At 74.6% G+C, this 14,147-nt stretch carries 14 protein-coding genes; 4 read left to right on the top strand and 10 right to left on the bottom strand.

The window, feature by feature from the left end:
• Positions 1-5: 5 nt before the first annotated feature.
• The 3 genes from AB0H83_RS26980 to AB0H83_RS26970 form a co-directional block, all read right to left on the bottom strand.
• Positions 6-2,252 (bottom strand): molybdopterin oxidoreductase family protein, encoded by a 2,247-nt coding sequence (locus AB0H83_RS26980; protein ID WP_360099142.1) that lies wholly within the window; start codon positions 2,250-2,252, stop codon positions 6-8.
• Between the two features lie 154 nt (positions 2,253-2,406).
• A complete protein-coding gene (locus AB0H83_RS26975) occupies positions 2,407-4,011 on the bottom strand; it encodes an ABC transporter permease (protein ID WP_360099140.1) in 1,605 nt (534 codons plus the stop codon).
• Positions 4,008-4,946, bottom strand: a complete 939-nt coding sequence (locus tag AB0H83_RS26970; RefSeq protein WP_360099138.1) for an ABC transporter ATP-binding protein — start codon at positions 4,944-4,946, stop codon at positions 4,008-4,010. Before AB0H83_RS26970 ends, AB0H83_RS26975 begins: the two co-directional genes overlap by 4 nt.
• 59 nt (positions 4,947-5,005) lie before the next feature.
• Here AB0H83_RS26970 and AB0H83_RS26965 point away from each other — a divergent pair, with 59 nt between their 5' ends.
• Both AB0H83_RS26965 and AB0H83_RS26960 read left to right on the top strand, forming a co-directional pair.
• The gene (locus tag AB0H83_RS26965; RefSeq protein ID WP_360099136.1) at positions 5,006-5,563 is read left to right on the top strand and encodes a MarR family transcriptional regulator; all 558 of its coding nucleotides are present in this window, start codon (positions 5,006-5,008) and stop codon (positions 5,561-5,563) included.
• Positions 5,564-5,722: 159 nt separating this feature from the next.
• Positions 5,723-6,070 carry a DUF6223 family protein gene (locus AB0H83_RS26960; RefSeq protein ID WP_360099134.1) on the top strand — a complete coding sequence of 116 codons (348 nt, stop codon included), beginning with the start codon at positions 5,723-5,725 and terminating at the stop codon, positions 6,068-6,070.
• An 85-nt stretch (positions 6,071-6,155) separates the two neighbouring features.
• Here the strand turns inward: AB0H83_RS26960 and AB0H83_RS26955 are convergent, their stop codons facing one another.
• Both AB0H83_RS26955 and AB0H83_RS26950 read right to left on the bottom strand, forming a co-directional pair.
• Positions 6,156-6,983: a universal stress protein gene (locus AB0H83_RS26955; protein ID WP_360099132.1), complete on the bottom strand. Its 828-nt coding sequence runs from the start codon at positions 6,981-6,983 to the stop codon at positions 6,156-6,158.
• A gap of 29 nt (positions 6,984-7,012) precedes the next feature.
• Positions 7,013-7,861: a universal stress protein gene (locus tag AB0H83_RS26950; protein ID WP_360099130.1), complete on the bottom strand. Its 849-nt coding sequence runs from the start codon at positions 7,859-7,861 to the stop codon at positions 7,013-7,015.
• A 175-nt stretch (positions 7,862-8,036) separates the two neighbouring features.
• Between AB0H83_RS26950 and AB0H83_RS26945 the strand changes: the two genes are divergently transcribed.
• Complete coding sequence (locus AB0H83_RS26945) at positions 8,037-8,630, top strand: DUF2231 domain-containing protein (RefSeq protein ID WP_360099128.1); 594 nt, start codon at positions 8,037-8,039, stop codon at positions 8,628-8,630.
• 1 nt (position 8,631) lies between these two features.
• Here AB0H83_RS26945 and AB0H83_RS26940 read toward each other — a convergent pair whose 3' ends face one another.
• Positions 8,632-9,711, bottom strand: coding sequence for an NAD-dependent epimerase/dehydratase family protein (locus AB0H83_RS26940; RefSeq protein ID WP_360099284.1), 1,080 nt, complete (start codon positions 9,709-9,711; stop codon positions 8,632-8,634).
• A gap of 89 nt (positions 9,712-9,800) precedes the next feature.
• On the bottom strand, positions 9,801-9,983 hold the full coding sequence (locus tag AB0H83_RS26935; RefSeq protein ID WP_360099126.1) for a hypothetical protein: 183 nt from the start codon (positions 9,981-9,983) through the stop codon (positions 9,801-9,803).
• 124 nt (positions 9,984-10,107) lie between these two features.
• Between AB0H83_RS26935 and AB0H83_RS26930 the strand changes: the two genes are divergently transcribed.
• Positions 10,108-10,410, top strand: coding sequence for a hypothetical protein (locus AB0H83_RS26930; RefSeq protein WP_360099124.1), 303 nt, complete (start codon positions 10,108-10,110; stop codon positions 10,408-10,410).
• A gap of 78 nt (positions 10,411-10,488) precedes the next feature.
• Here AB0H83_RS26930 and AB0H83_RS26925 read toward each other — a convergent pair whose 3' ends face one another.
• Genes AB0H83_RS26925 through AB0H83_RS26915 form a run of 3 tightly spaced genes read right to left on the bottom strand, consistent with a single transcriptional unit; the run spans position 10,489 to position 13,883 of the window.
• On the bottom strand, positions 10,489-12,471 hold the full coding sequence (locus AB0H83_RS26925) for a CotH kinase family protein (RefSeq protein WP_360099122.1): 1,983 nt from the start codon (positions 12,469-12,471) through the stop codon (positions 10,489-10,491).
• Positions 12,472-12,474: 3 nt separating this feature from the next.
• Complete coding sequence (locus tag AB0H83_RS26920) at positions 12,475-13,242, bottom strand: polyphosphate polymerase domain-containing protein (protein WP_360099120.1); 768 nt, start codon at positions 13,240-13,242, stop codon at positions 12,475-12,477.
• Positions 13,239-13,883: a DUF4956 domain-containing protein gene (locus AB0H83_RS26915; protein WP_360099118.1), complete on the bottom strand. Its 645-nt coding sequence runs from the start codon at positions 13,881-13,883 to the stop codon at positions 13,239-13,241. The genes AB0H83_RS26920 and AB0H83_RS26915 overlap by 4 nt, the downstream gene beginning before the upstream one ends.
• Positions 13,884-14,147 lie beyond the last annotated feature (264 nt).

Genomic DNA, 14,147 nt, shown 5'->3' with positions numbered 1-14,147 from the left:
GCGGGTCAGGCGGCCGGCGCGACGGTCACCGGGATGCCGTTGAGGACGCTGTTGCCCGACAGCGGGTCGATCGCCCGGTCGTCGGTGAGGATGTTGCTGTTGACGCCGGGGCGGGCGGCAGCGACCTGGGCGCGGGTGCCCGGCGCGTCGTGGCCCCAGCCGTGCGGCAGGCTCACCACGCCCGGCATCACCGTGTCGGTGACCTCGACGGGCACGGTGAGCGTGCCGACCCGCGACGCGACGGTCGCGGCGGCGCCGTCGGTGAGGCGCAGCGCGGCCGCGTCGCTCGGGTGGACCTGCAGCGTGCACCGGTCGCGGCCCTTCATCAGCCCGGGCACGTTGTGCATCCAGCTGTTGTTGGAGCGCAGGTGCCGCCGGCCGACGAGGACCAGGCCGTCGCCGGGGCGCTCCAGCGCGGCGCGCAGCCGGGCGACGTCGGCGGCGACGGGTTCGGGGCACAGCTCGACCTGCCCGCTGGGGGTCCGCAGCACCTCCGGGATGCGCGGCCGCAGCGGCCCGAGGTCGAGGCCGTGCGGGTGGTCGAGGAGCTTGCGCAGGGTCAGCCCGTCCGGGGTGGCGCCGAAGCCGTCGCCGTACGCGCCGAGCCGCAGCCGGGCGTCGAGGAGGCGTTCGGCGGGGCCGTCGCCGTCGACGAGGGCCCGCAGGTCGGTCACGGCCCGGCCGGCGACCGGCGAGTCCGGGTCGTCGGTGGCGCGTTGCAGCAGCTGCGCCAGCAGGTACTCGTGGCCGGCGGTCACGTCGGCGCCGGCGCCGCGGCCGGCGGCGATGAGCGTCAGCCGGGCGAGGATGTCGCTCTCGTCCATGCCGCCGGGGTCCTTCGGCAGCACCGGCGGGGAGTACGCGGCGATGTTGTGCACGACGAGCGTCAGGAACGCGAAGTCGTAGTGCCCGACGCGGGCCGGGTCGGTCGGCGGCAGGATCACGTCGGCGTGCCGGGTGGTCTCGTTGAGGTACGGGTCGACGCTCACCATGAACTCGAGCCCGGCGAGGGCCCGGTCCAGCTGCCCGCTGTTCGGGGTGGACAGCGCCGGGTTTCCGGCGACGGTGACGAGCGCCCGGACCTGCCCGTCGCCGGGGGTGGTGATCTCGTCGGCGAGGGTCGCGACCGGCAGCTCGCCCTTGACCTCGGGCAGGCCGCGGACCCGGCTGGTCCACCGCCCGACGCGGAAGCCCTTGCCGCCGGGCCGGGCGGCGGTGCGCGCGTGCGGCGCGAGGGGGAACATCACCCCGCCGGGCCGGTCGAGGTTGCCGGTGAGGACGTTGACGACGTCGACGAGCCAGGTGGTCAGGGTGCCGAACTCGACCGCGCAGGTGCCGATGCGGCCGTACACGGCGGCGGCCGGCGCGGCGGCCAGCTCCCGGGCGAGCCGGCGGATGTCGCCGGCCGGGACGCCGCAGCGCGCCCCGACGACCTCGGGCGCGAAGTCCTTGGCGAGGACCGCGAGCCGCTCGACGCCGCGGACGTGCCCGTCGAGCCGGCCGAGGTCGGCGAGGCCCTCGTCGAACAGGGTGTGCACCAGCCCGAACAGCAGCAGCGCGTCGCCGCCGGGCCGGATGAAGACGTGCTCGTCGGCGAGGGCCGCGGTACGGGTGCGCCGCGGGTCGACGACCACGAACCGCCCCCCGCGGGCCTGCAGGGCGGCGAGGCGGCCCGGGAAGTCCGGGGCGGTGCACAGGCTGCCGTTGGACTCCAGTGGGTTGGCGCCGATGAGCAGCAGCAGGTCGGTCCGGTCGACGTCGGGCACCGGGATCGCGTCGGGGTTGCCGTACAGGTACCCGCACGCGACGTGCTTCGGCATCTGGTCGACGGTGCTGGCGGAGTACACGTTGCGGCTGCCGACCGCGCGCACGAGGGGCCCGCCGAACAGCGGGCCCGCCATCGTGTGCACGTTGGGGTTGCCGAGGTAGACGGCGACGGCGTCGCGGCCGTGCCGGGTGACCACGCCGGTCAGCCCGGCCTCGACCGCGGCGAACGCCTCGTCCCAGCTCACCTCGTGGTGTACCCCGTCGGCGCCGCGCAGCAGCGGCCGGCGCAGGCGGTCCGGGTCGTGCACGAGCTGCCCGAACGTGGCGCCCTTCGGGCAGACGAAGCCGGCGCTGAGCACGTGCTCGCGGTCGCCGCGGGCGGCGGTGATCCGCTCGCCGGTGACGGTGAGCTCGAGGCCGCAGACGGCCTCGCACAGCGGGCAGGTCCGGTAGGCCGTGTGGGTGCCGTTCGGTGCGCCGGTCATGTGCCTCACCACCGTTGGTCGAGGTTGCGGTCGCCGTCAGCTTGGCCGGTGGGACGCCGTCCCAGCAAGCGCCGCCGTGAGGTTTCCGGCGTTGCTGATTTCGGCGTTGCTGATTTCGGCGTCCCTGATTCCGGCGTCGCTGATTCCGGCGTCGCTATGTGACGGGCACGCTGCGCCGGCGGAAGCCGGTGAGACCGGCGAGCACCAGCGCGACGGTGATGACGGTGAGCACGAGCAGCGGTGCCACCGTGACCGTCCCGCCGGGGACGCGGGGGATGTGGGTGAACGGCGACACGTCCAGCAGCGCCTGGCTCAGCTGCAGCGCCGCGCCGATCTGGCCGAGCACCACGCACACCGACAGCGCCGCCCAGCCGACCGCCGGGGCCCGGCGCGGCGCCAGCCCGAACACCGCGACGGTGAGCGCCGCGAGCACCCAGATCGCGGGCAGCTGCACGAGCGCGCCGGCCAGCACGCGGGGGACCGCCCGGCCGACGTCGCCGGTGCTCACGCCGTAGCAGAGCCCGGCGACCAGACCGGTGACGAGCATGACCGCGGCCGGGCCGAGGAAGGCGAAGACCAGGTGGCTGGCCGCCCACCGCAGCCGGCTGACACCGGTGGCCAGCAGGGCCTCGCTGCGCAGCGCGGCCTCCTCGGTGCGCATCCGCAGCGCCGCGGAGATGCCGTAGGCGGCGACGGCGATCGCGCCGATGCCGAGGGTCCCGGCCAGGAACACGTCCGCGGCCCCGGACGTGCCGCCGATGCGTTCCAGGATCTGCTTGAGCTGCTCGTTGTCGGCCAACAGGTCGGCGGAGGTCTTGGCGACCCCGCCGAAGAGCAGCCCGCCGACGATGCCGAGGCCGGCCAGCCAGCCGTACAGGCTGCCGCGGTGCAACCGCCAGGCGAGCGCGAGCGGGCCGGACAGCCCCGGTGCCGCGGCGGGCGGGCCGAGCCGCGGCGGGAGCAGCCCGGCACCGACGTCGCGGCGGGCCGACAGGCGCAGCGCCAGCGCGGACACGGCGACCGTGGCGACGGCGACCACGCCGAAGATCCACCAGCGGTTGCCGGTGTACGCGTGCACCTGGTAGATCCAGCCGAGCGGCGACACCCAGGACAGCCACGACAGCCCGGCGGCCACGTCGCCGGCGCCGCGCACCCCGAACGACAGGCCGACCACCGCGACGCCGATGCCCCTGGCGGCGCCGGCTCCCTCGCTGAGCTGCGCGGTCACCGCACCGACCGCGGCGAACAGGATGCTGGCCGACGCCCACGCCAGACCCATCGCGAACGCGCCGCCGGCAGGGGTGTCCTGGCTGATCATGCCGAGCGCGACGAGCACGCCGACGGCGAGGCTCGCGACGGTCATGGTGAGCAGGGCGGCGGCGACGGCGGCGTGCCGGCCGACGACGGTGGCGCCGAGCAGCTCGCGGCGGCCGGCCTCCTCCTCGACCCGGGTGTGCCGGATGACGAACAGCACCCCGATCAACGCCATGATCACCATGCCGGTCGCGCCGCGCCAGAAGATCAGCGCGCCGAGGTTCGGGTCGGCGGGTTTGGTGCCGTAGAACAGCAGCAGCAGCGGGCTGCTGCCGAGGTCGTCGATGTAGCCCTGCCGCTCGGCGTCGGTCTTGTACAGCGTCGCCGTGCCGGACGCCAGCGACAGCGGCAGCACGGCCATGAACAGCATCCAGATCGGCAGCAGCACGCGGTCGCGGCGCACGATCAGCCGGGCGAGGTTTCCGGTGCCGGTGAACGCGGTCATGTCGCCGGCTCCGTCTCGTGCCGGCCGGTCTGGTGCTGGCCCGTCTCGTGGCGGCTCGTCTCGTAGTGCCGCAGGAACAGCTCCTCCAGCGTCGGCGGCTGGCTGACCAGGCTGCGCACGCCGTGCGAGGTCAGCTGCCGCAGCACCGGGTCGAGCTGGGCGGAGTCGACCTGCAGCCGGACCTGGTTGGCCGCCACCTGCAGGTCGTGTACGCCGGGCAGGTCCGCCAGGCCGTTGGGCGGCGTGCTGAGCTCGGCGGAGATGAAGGTGCGGGTCAGGTGCCGCAGCTGGGTGAGGGTGCCGGTCTCGACGGTGCGGCCCTGCCGGATGATGCTGACCCGGTCGCAGAGCGCCTCGACCTCGGACAGGATGTGGCTGGACAGCAGCACGGTGCGCCCGCGGCGCTTCTCCTCCGCGATGACCTGCCGGAACACCTCCTCCATCAGCGGGTCGAGGCCGGAGGTCGGCTCGTCGAGCAGCAGCAGCTCCGCGTCGGAGGCGAGGGCGGCGATGAGGCCGACCTTCTGCCGGTTGCCCTTGGAGTAGGCGCGGCCCTTCTTGCGCGGGTCCAGGTCGAAGCGCTCCAGCAGCTCGTTGCGGCGGGCCGGGTTGAGGCCGCCGCGCAGCCGGCCGAGCAGGTCGATGACCTCGCCGCCGGACAGGTTGGGCCAGAGCGTCACGTCGCCCGGCACGTACGCGAGGCGCCGGTGCAGCGAGACGGCGTCGTGCCACGGGTCGCCGCCGAGCAGGCGCACGGTGCCGCCGTCGGCGCGCTGCAGGCCGAGCAGGATGCGGATGGTGGTGGTCTTGCCTGCCCCGTTGGGACCGAGGAACCCGTGCACCTCGCCCTGCGCGACGGTCAGGTCCAGACCGTCCAGCGCGGTGGTCCGGCCGAACCGTTTGATGAGGCCTGCGACCGAAATGGAATTTTCCATGGTTCAGACGCTACACTCATTTCACACAACTGTGAAAGTACGCGTTGGACAATTGATGGATGGAACCGCAGATGCCCCAGCGACCGCAGCGTGACGAGGCGGCCCTCCGAGCCTTCGTCGAGGACATGGCCAGGCTCCTCGGCGACTGGGGCTTCCCGCGCATGGCCGGCCGGGTCGTCTTCACCCTGATGGCCGCCGACGAGCGTTCCCTGAGCGCCGGCGAGCTCGCCGACCGCCTGGGCGTGAGCGCCGCCGCCATCTCCGGCGCCGTGCGCTACCTGTCGCAGATCGCCATGGTGACCCGGGAGCACGTGCCCGGCTCCCGGCGCGACCGGTACCGGCTCGTCGACGACTCGTGGTACGAGGTGACCGTCGCCAAGATGACGCTGCTCAAGACCCTCGCCGACGCGGCGGGCCAGGGCGCGGCGGCGGCCGGTGGCGCCGGGACCACCGCCGGGTCGAGGCTCGCCGGCATGCGCGACTTCTACAACTGGGTCCAGGATCGGATGCCGACCCTGCTGGACGAGTGGGCGGCGCTCAAAGCCGCCAGGACCGGGCAGGACCCGCCGGAGCCGACCCCGGCGGCGGTCGCGGACCCCGCCGTCCGGCCGTGGTGATCTCCGCCGGTGCCGCTACGCCGGGCGGCGCGGTCGGGTGCCGGGCGGCTACGCCGAGCTGCGTACCGGCGGCCGCCTGACGGCCCAGGACAGCACCCGTGTCGAACCGTGACGATCGGTCGTGACCGCTGATCGCCCACGGATTCGAAGGGACCCACCATGTCTGTCCTGCACCTGCTCGCCGCCCGGGACGTGCTCGCCGCCGGATACGAGATCGGCACCGGCCGGCTGGTGCCCACGTCGGCCGCCGCCGTCGGCCTCGCCGGCGTGGTGCTCGGCGTCCTCGCGGTGACCCGCGCCGCTCGCCCCAGCGCCGCCCGGCGCGCCGTCGTGGCCCTCGCCGCCGGCCTGGTCAGCGCCACGGTCGGCGGCGTGCACTGGGCCAACGTCGCCGGCGGCCTCGGCACCGGCAACGGCCTGGCCGGGGCGGTCATGGCCGTGGCGCTGGGCGCGGTCGCCGTCGTCGCGGCGGGCCTGGCCCTCGTCCGCACCCGCCGCGCTGCCTGATGGCCGCCTGACGGCCTGACCGCCTGACCGAGCCGTCCGCCGGGCCGGTCGACCCGCCGGGCCGGTCGACCCGCCGGGCGGGTGGTCAGTGCGGGGCCGGGTCGCTGTCGGGCTCGTCCGGGAGCGGGACCGGCTCGCGCAGGAGCAGGACCGGGCAGTCGGCGCGCTGCAGCAGGTGATGGGTGACCGGTTCGAGCAGCGCCCCGATGACACTGTCGCGGCCGCGGCCGTCGCGCACGACCAGCTGCGCGCTGCGGGAGGCGGCCACGAGGACGTCGGCGGGGTTGCCGGCGGCCTGCTCCACCTCGACCGGCACCTCCGGGTGCCGCTGCCGCAGCCGGGCGAGCGCGTCGGGCGTGCCCTCGTCGGTGTGCACGACGACGAGGCCGCAGCTGCGGCGGTACGCCTCCACGAAGGCCGCCGACAGGACCCGCTCGCTCACCGGCCCGTCGTCGATCCCGGCGACCACCGGCCCGATCGCGGTGTGCGCCCGGCCGCGCACGACCACGATCGGGCCCTCGGCGTGCGTGGCGACCTGCAGCCCGACGGAGCCCAGCAGCGCCGAGGCGAGCGCGCCGCGGCCGTGGGAGCCGACGACCAGCAGCGCCGCGGTCTTCGCCTCGGTGAGCAGCGTGTCGGTCGGCAGGCCGAGGATCGCGCCGCCCTGCACGTCGAGTCCGGGCCGGGCGGCGTGGGCGTCGGCGACCGCCGCGGCCACGACGGCCTCGGCCTGGCCGCGGGCGGACGCGTCCATCTCGGCGGCCGACCCGATCGGGCCGGGCAGGTGCCACTGGTAGACGCACACGACCCGCAGCCGCGCACCGGTCCGCGCCGCGTGGTCCGCGGCCCACCGGACCGCGGACGTGCCGGACGCGGAACCGTCGGTGCCGACCACGACGTCGGTGTACTGCATGCCTGCTCCTTCGGGGGGTTGGGTGATGCTCAGGCGTGCCGGGCGATGAGCACCGGCGCATCGGCGTGCTGCACGACGTGCTGCGTGACGCTGCCGATCCGCAGCCCGGTGAACCCGCCGTGCCCGCGGGCGCCGAGCACGACCATCAGCGCGTCGCGGGCCTCGTCCAGCAGGACCTGCACGGGCGGGCCGTGCACCACCCGCGGCTCCAGCCGCACGGCGGGGTCCTTGGCGCGCAGCGGCTCCAGGTCGGCGGCGAGTTCGGTGGCGAGGTCGGCGGCCAGCCGGTCCGGGCCGGCGCGGCGGGCGTGCCGGCTCGGCGGCTCCTGCCACGCCCGCACCGCGATCAGCGGCACCTGGCGCGCGGACGCCTCCCGGAACGCCAGCTCCAGCGCCTGCCGGCCACCAAGCGACCCGTCGGCGCCGACGACGACCGGCCGGCCGGAAGGCAGCGCCGCCTCCGGTCCGGCCCAGCGCTCGGCGTGGTGGACCACGAGCACGGGGCAGTGCGAGTACATGGCCAGATTCAACCCGACCGAGCCGACCCGCAGCGCGTGGAAGCCCCCGTGGCCCCGGCTGCCGACGACGATCAGCTCCGCGTGCCGGGACTGCTCGCGCAGCACGTGGGCCGGCTGGCCGTGCCACGTCGACGTCGTCACGTGCAGCCCCGGGTACCACAGCCGGGCCTCGGCCGCGGCGTCCAGCACCAGGCCCTGCTCGTCGATGACCTCCTCGAACGGTCCGGGCATCCCGAGCGCGTGCATGATGCGCAGCGACCGGCCCATGCGGGCCGCGAGGTCGGCTCCCCAGCGGACCGCGCCGAACGCGGCCGGCGAACCGTCGACACCCACGATGACCGGCCGATGGATGATGCTCATGACGGCCTCCTCACGGTGCGAGCTGTGCAGCTTCCACCGTTGCGCGCCCAGGGGCGCCCCGGAAGGGCCGATGGTCCCGTCCCGCGACGGAAACCGGTACACGGGACGCATGAGGGCATCATCCACCATCGGCGGCGCGGCGTTTCGGCGGCCGGTGCCCGGGCAAGGGACCTTCATGCAGAGGTTGCTCGCCAGACTTGAAGGTGCCGGCTCGCTCGACCGGGCCGCGGACATGCTGCGTCGGATCGCCGGGGCCACCGCCGGAAGGGGCCGGCTGCGCTCGGCCTTGCACGGCGAGTGGTTCGGCCACCCGCTGCACCCGGCCATCGTGCAGTTCCCCGTCGGCGCCTGGATGAGCACGGCCGTGCTCGATCTGATGCCGGGCACCGAGCGGGCCGCGGCCGCGTTGCTGACCGCCGGCACCGCCGGGGCGCTGCCCGCCGTCACGACCGGACTCGCCGAGTACACCACCCTGTCGCGGCGGCAGCGCCGCGTCGCCCTGGTGCACGCCGGCGCCAACACCGCCGCGCTCGGCTGCTTCGCGGCGTCGATCGCGGCCCGGATGCGCGGCGACCACAGCCGCGGCAGGATGCTGTCGCTCGCCGGGCTGAGCGTCGCCGGTCTCGGCGCGTACCTCGGCGGGCATCTCGCGTTCAGCCAGGCCGCCGGCGTCGACTCCGGCGCGGTCCGCGACGCGGCCGCCGACGAGACCCGCGACGCGGCCGCCCGCGAAACCCTCGAACAGGCCCTGGAGACCGCGCCGCGGTAGCTCAGTACGGATCCCCGGTGCCCGGCAGGCGGCCTCGCAGCAGCCCGCCGGGCCGGCCCGCCATCGTGGCCGCGTCCGACAGCGGCGGCGCGTCGGTGTGGGCGTGGGTGGCCATGCCGTCGACGAGCTCCCGCAGTGCCGTGGCCGCGTCCGTGCGAGGGCGCCAGCCCAGCTCGGTGGCGGCCCGCTCGCAGGACATCAGCGGCGCGTTCAGGGCCAGGCGCACCCAGCCGCTGTCGACCGGTTGCAGCCGCAGCCGCCACGTGACCCCGGCGGCGACGCGCAGCAGCCCGCCCGGCACGCCGACGGCGCGGCCGTGGAACAGCGCCGCCGCGACCTGCGGGGTGAGCACCGGATCCGCGGCGATGTTGAAGGCACCCCGGACCTCGGCGGTGATCGCCCGGGCGTAGGCGTCGGCGACGTCGTCGGCGTGCACCGCCTGCACCCGCAGCGCCGGATCCGACGGTACGAGCGGAATCCGGCCGAACCGCAGCAGCCCGGTCGGTGCCAGTGGACCCAGGAAGTAGCGGCCGATCTCGGTGCCGGCGTCGCGCTGGAAGATCAGGCCGGGCCGCAGCCGCACGACGCGCAGCGACGGGTGCTCGGCCTCGGCGCGGTCCAGCAGCGCCTCCACCGCGGCCTTGTGCATGCTGTACGACGAGCCCGGTACCCCGGTGTGCGGCCAGCTCTCGGTGACCCGCCGGTCCTTCGGCCCGGGCGCGTACACGCCGACGGACGAGGCCACCACGAGGGCGGGCACCCCGGCGCGGATCGTGGCGTCGACCACGGCGCGGCTGCCGCCGACGTTCGTGCGGTGCAGCCGCCGCTGGTCGTGGCTCGGCTGGATCTGCCAGGCCAGGTGGACCACCACGTCGGCGCCGTCGAAGATCGCGGCCAGCCGGTCCGTGGCGCCGTACGCGGCGATGTCGCACTGGTGCCACCGCACCCCGTCGTACGGCGCCGCCGAGGTCTGCGGCACGCGTCGCACGACCCCGGCGAGCTCGTGGTTGCCGTCCTGGTGCAGGCGGCGCAGCAGCGCCGTCCCCGCGTTGCCGGACGCACCGACGATCACGATGCGCAGCCCACTGGTCGATGCGTCCATGCGTGCCGGTCCCTTCGCCGTGCCTGACCGGCCTTTACCCGGGGCCCCTGCCCGGAAACCCGCCGCGGTCAGACGCCGTCCGGGTCGCCGCCGGAGCGCTCGACGTCGGCGCGCAGGTCGTCGCGGCCGACCGGCGTGCCGTCGGTGTCGCGCACGACGCCGTCGCCGGTGTCGCCGGCGCCGGTGCCGGTGTCATCGTCCGGCAGGACCGGCACGATCGGCGGGATCGGCTGCTGCGAGGGGGTCGTCATGGTGCACCTCCAGGTCGGGGATCGACCGTCGTGGTACCCACTCCGGCGCCGGCCACACGGGGCAGTGCCTCAGGCGGCCACGGGCGCGACGTTTCGGATCACGCGGAGCGGGCAACATCTCTGCATGCAACCAGGCACATCAGCAGCGGACGTCCTGCCCCTCGTGCAGGTGGGGATGCGCGTCGTGGACCCGGCGGGCGAGCAGGCCGGCACGGTCGCCGCCGTGCAGGGGCCGGGCACCGACGTGCGGCCCGACACCATCGCCGGCATCGCCGAGCACCTGATGGCCACCGGCTACATCCGGGTGGACGGGGCCGGGTTCCTGTCCAGCGACGTGTACGCGGCCGGCAACCAGCTCAGCGGCGTGTCCGGCGACGTGGTCGAGCTGCGGGTCCTGCGGGAGGAGCTGCACCGCGCCGCCAGTTGAGACCGAGCCGCCGGCTGAGACCGCGCCGCCGGCCGAGACTGTGTCCCGGCCGGCGGCGGATTGCGGGCCGCCGAGCGGTCATGCCGGTGCGCAGGTCACCGTGGCGGGGCGGTCGTTGGCGGTCGTCCATGTGCCGAGGAAGCCGAACGACGTGGCGGCGCCGGCGCCGAGCGTGCCGTTGTACGAGACGTTGCGCGCGGTCACGGCGCCGCCCGCGGCGGTCACGGTCGCGCCCCACGCCTGGCCGACCGTCTGACCGTTGGGGAACGTCCACGTGACGGTCCAGCCGCGGATCGCGGCCGGGCCCGCGGTCACCTTCACGTCACCCTGGAAGCCGCCCTGCCACTGGTTGGTCACCGTGTACGCCGCCGTGCAGCCACCACTGCCGCCGCTGGACGGACTGGAGGAGGGACTGGGGGAGGGGCTGGTGGACGACAGCCAGCCGCCGCCGCCCGGTGACTCCAGCCAGGCGATCCGCTGGGTCAGCCAGGTGCGCATGAGGTCCACGTGGCCCTGCCAGGTCGCCGCGGTCGGGGTGATGAACGGGCCGATCTGCGCGCTGGTCAGCGTCGGCCACTTCTGGAAGTTGCGGGCCGCGGCCGCCGCGAGCGGGCCGGTGAGCCCGGCGATGCGGGCGTTGAGCTGCGCGGTCGAGAGGACCCCGCCGCGCAGCTGCTGCCAGCGGGTCTTCACCTGGTTCACGAACGCCGGGTCCAGCATGAGGCGGTTGAACCAGTCGTTCGCGACCGGCTGGCGGGTCTGCTGGTACTGCCAGCCGCTGGTCTGCTGGTTGTTGAAGTACCCGCCGACGCCGAAGGTGAGGTCGTAGTCCCAGACCGGCCCGGCGGTGATCTTGCCGGTGCGGTCCTTGTGGAAGTACGCGCTGCGCAGGTAGGCGTCCATCTCGCGGCTGAGCTCGTTGAGGATGAGCTGGTCGACGAACGAGCCGACGTCGATGTAGGCCGGGTACCCGGTGACCGGGTCGGCGAACTGTCCACTGTGGAGCACGTCGTTGAACTGCTGGATGTGCTGGGTGAGCCAGGTCTTCTGCGCCGGCTGCAGCGGGTCCGGGTCGACGACCTCCAGGAAGCTCCAGCAGGACTGGCCGGTGCACGGCAGCGTGGGCTCCTCGGCCGCCAGCCACTCGAACTTGAAGATGTACCCGCCCTGGATCTTCGGCAGGGTCACGTCCTCCGGGTCGAGCTGCTTGAGGTCGAGCCGGTTCTTGGAGTTCTTGATGGTCTCGATGAAGAGGTACACGCCCTGGTAATCGTCGGCGGACACCGGCTGCGCGTCGAGGTTGACGTACACCTCGGCGAAGGCGAACCGCGGCGCGGCCCGGCCCATGTCCCTGGCCAGGCTGAACATGAACGCGTCGTGGATGAGGGTCTTGTCGGTGTACGGGCCGCGCATGACCCAGTCGGAGTCGGCCGGCATGCCCAGCAGCGGCAGGTCCACGTCGTCGCCGGCGTTGTCGCGCAGTTCCAGCCGGTACGGCGTCTTCGGCAGCGTCGCGGTCGACTGGCCGTGCAGGTGGAACCCGGCCCGGCTGGTCAGCGCCGGGGTGGCGGTGAGGCTGGCGGTGCCCCCGGCCGGCTGGAACTCCATGACCGCGACGTCGACGTAGTCCCGGCCGGGCTTGCCGGCGCCGTACGCGTCGAGCACGACGATCGGCAGGTCGTGGGTGGCGGTGACGGCGCGGGCGACGTACAGCGCGGTGCCGGGCGCGCCGGACGGCTGGCCGGCGACGAACGCCTGGGCCCGCAGTTGAGTGGTGCGGCTGAACCGCACGGGCGCGCCGGCGTACAGGGTCGAGGCGGCGTCGGGGACGCGCCCGTCGGTGGTGTAGCGGATCTGCGCGCCCGCGACGCTCGTGCCGAGCGTGACGGCGAGCTCGCCCTGGAAGGTGCCGCTGGGCACGGAGAAGGTGATGTCGCCGGTGAGGTCGGCGGCGGCCGGCGGCGGGCCGGCGACGAGGCACGCGACGGCGGTCAGGATGGCCGCGAGCCACCCGGCGGTGTACCGCCGCGCGCGGGGTCCGCGCCTTCTGGTGTGTGACATCGCTCAGTCCGTTCGTGAGGGGGTGGGCGGGACGGTGAAGTGGCGGCGCAGCGTGCGGGTCCACGGTGCGGCGGGCAGGCCGGGGTACAGGGCGGCGAGGCCGGTGGCGTACTTGGAGATGCGCACCGGCCGGTGCCCGTGTGTCCACAGCAGACGGTCCAGCTGGGACGCGCCCGAGGCGCACTTGGTCTCGACCACCGCGCGGCCGGCCAGCCGCAGCCGCCGCCCGTCGGTGGCGCACCAGGTGAGGTCGGTGTCGACGGTCGCCCGGCTCGGCGTCGCCGGCAGCAGCAGGGTGCTGCGCCGGTACGCGGTCACCAGGGTCGGCGCGAACCCGGCGCCGGCGGGCCACCGGCCGTCGAGCACGGCGTCGACGAACGCGCGGCCCGGGTCGAGGCGGGTACGGTCGTCGGGCCGGTACGGCAGGCGGTGCTTGACGGTGCTGCCGCGCGGGCCGCACGTCTTCACCTCCAGCCAGCACAGCGAGGACTCGACGTACGTGCGGGTGCGGATCTTGAACCGGTGCCGCCGGCGGTGCGCCGCCAGCCGGTAGCTGGCCAGCTCGGGCGTGTCGAAGTAGACCGACTCGTAGCGGAACGCGCGATCCCGCCCGATCTGCAGCACCCGGGTGCCCGGCGGCAGCCGGTCCAGCAGGCGCTCCAACTCGGCGGTGCCGAGCACGTACTTGCGGTCGACCCTGGTCTGCAGCGCGGCGCGCTCGGTGAGCTCGTCCAGCCCGATCGGGTCCAGCGCGGCGAGGGCGGCGGTCACCGGTGGCCGCCGGCGGGCGCGGCGGCCACCGGTTCGGCGGAGCCGGCCGGGTCTGCCGAGTCTGGTGAGCCGGCCGGTGGGGCGGCGGCGGTGCGCGGCCGGCGGGAGAACCGGACCTCCACGACGGTGGTGTCGTTGACCAGGTCGAGGCGTTGCACGGCGGCGGCGTGCACCCGGGCGCCGAGCAGCCGCTCCAACTGGGCCCGCAGCGCGGCCGGGTCGGTGACCGCCGTGTCCAGCACGACGATCTGGTGGCCGTACGAGCGGAACAGGCGTGGGTGGTCGCCGACGTACACGACGGCCAGCAGCAGCCCGAGCAGCCCCGCGACCGGCGCCACGTCGGTGCCGAGCGCGGTGATGAGGCCGATCGCGAGGCTGGAGAAGTAGTACGCCACCTCGTGCTGGTCCAGCTCGGTCGAGCGCAGCCGGATGATCGACAGCACCCCGAACAGGGCGAGCCCCAGGCCCAGCCCGGCGCCGACCCGGCTGGTGCTCAGCGCGCTGGCGACGGCGAGGACGCCGACGTTGACGACCAGGTAGGCGGCGACCAGGTCGCGGCGCCGGTGCCGGGGGAAGTAGAGGGCGAAGACGAGCAGCCCCGCTGCTGCGACGTCGATGCCGAACATGGCGATCCGCGACATGTGCGTGTGCCTCCCGGGAGTTCGTCCGGTGAACGCGACCCGAACGGCGGGTTGCGTTGCCATGACGAACGTAGGAGCGGCACACCCTGACCCGGTGTGTTTCGAAAAAGCCTGATCAGTGGCGGTATGGGGCGGTCGGCGCGGAGCGGCAGCTCATCGGCGTGCGTCGAAGTGGTGGTGCTGTTGGGGCGCACGACTTTCGAAATGAAAGAACCATCGACATCGATTGTCAGGCCCGCCGTGTGCGGTCCCGGGTCCCGGCCC

Source organism: Dactylosporangium sp. NPDC050688 (genome assembly GCF_040654515.1).
Lineage (GTDB): Bacteria > Actinomycetota > Actinomycetes > Mycobacteriales > Micromonosporaceae > Dactylosporangium.
Note: the sequence above shows the minus strand (reverse complement) of the source record. Positions and strands in the feature narration are given on the sequence as shown.

Coding starts and splice junctions, on each gene's coding strand:
- AB0H83_RS26980 (WP_360099142.1), bottom strand. CDS start 2,252: ATGACCGGCGCACCGAACGGCACCCACACGGCCTACCGGACCTGCCCG.
- AB0H83_RS26975 (WP_360099140.1), bottom strand. CDS start 4,011: ATGACCGCGTTCACCGGCACCGGAAACCTCGCCCGGCTGATCGTGCGC.
- AB0H83_RS26970 (WP_360099138.1), bottom strand. CDS start 4,946: ATGGAAAATTCCATTTCGGTCGCAGGCCTCATCAAACGGTTCGGCCGG.
- AB0H83_RS26965 (WP_360099136.1), top strand. CDS start 5,006: ATGGAACCGCAGATGCCCCAGCGACCGCAGCGTGACGAGGCGGCCCTC.
- AB0H83_RS26960 (WP_360099134.1), top strand. CDS start 5,723: ATGTCTGTCCTGCACCTGCTCGCCGCCCGGGACGTGCTCGCCGCCGGA.
- AB0H83_RS26955 (WP_360099132.1), bottom strand. CDS start 6,983: ATGCAGTACACCGACGTCGTGGTCGGCACCGACGGTTCCGCGTCCGGC.
- AB0H83_RS26950 (WP_360099130.1), bottom strand. CDS start 7,861: ATGAGCATCATCCATCGGCCGGTCATCGTGGGTGTCGACGGTTCGCCG.
- AB0H83_RS26945 (WP_360099128.1), top strand. CDS start 8,037: ATGCAGAGGTTGCTCGCCAGACTTGAAGGTGCCGGCTCGCTCGACCGG.
- AB0H83_RS26935 (WP_360099126.1), bottom strand. CDS start 9,983: ATGACGACCCCCTCGCAGCAGCCGATCCCGCCGATCGTGCCGGTCCTG.
- AB0H83_RS26930 (WP_360099124.1), top strand. CDS start 10,108: ATGCAACCAGGCACATCAGCAGCGGACGTCCTGCCCCTCGTGCAGGTG.
- AB0H83_RS26925 (WP_360099122.1), bottom strand. CDS start 12,471: ATGTCACACACCAGAAGGCGCGGACCCCGCGCGCGGCGGTACACCGCC.
- AB0H83_RS26915 (WP_360099118.1), bottom strand. CDS start 13,883: ATGTCGCGGATCGCCATGTTCGGCATCGACGTCGCAGCAGCGGGGCTG.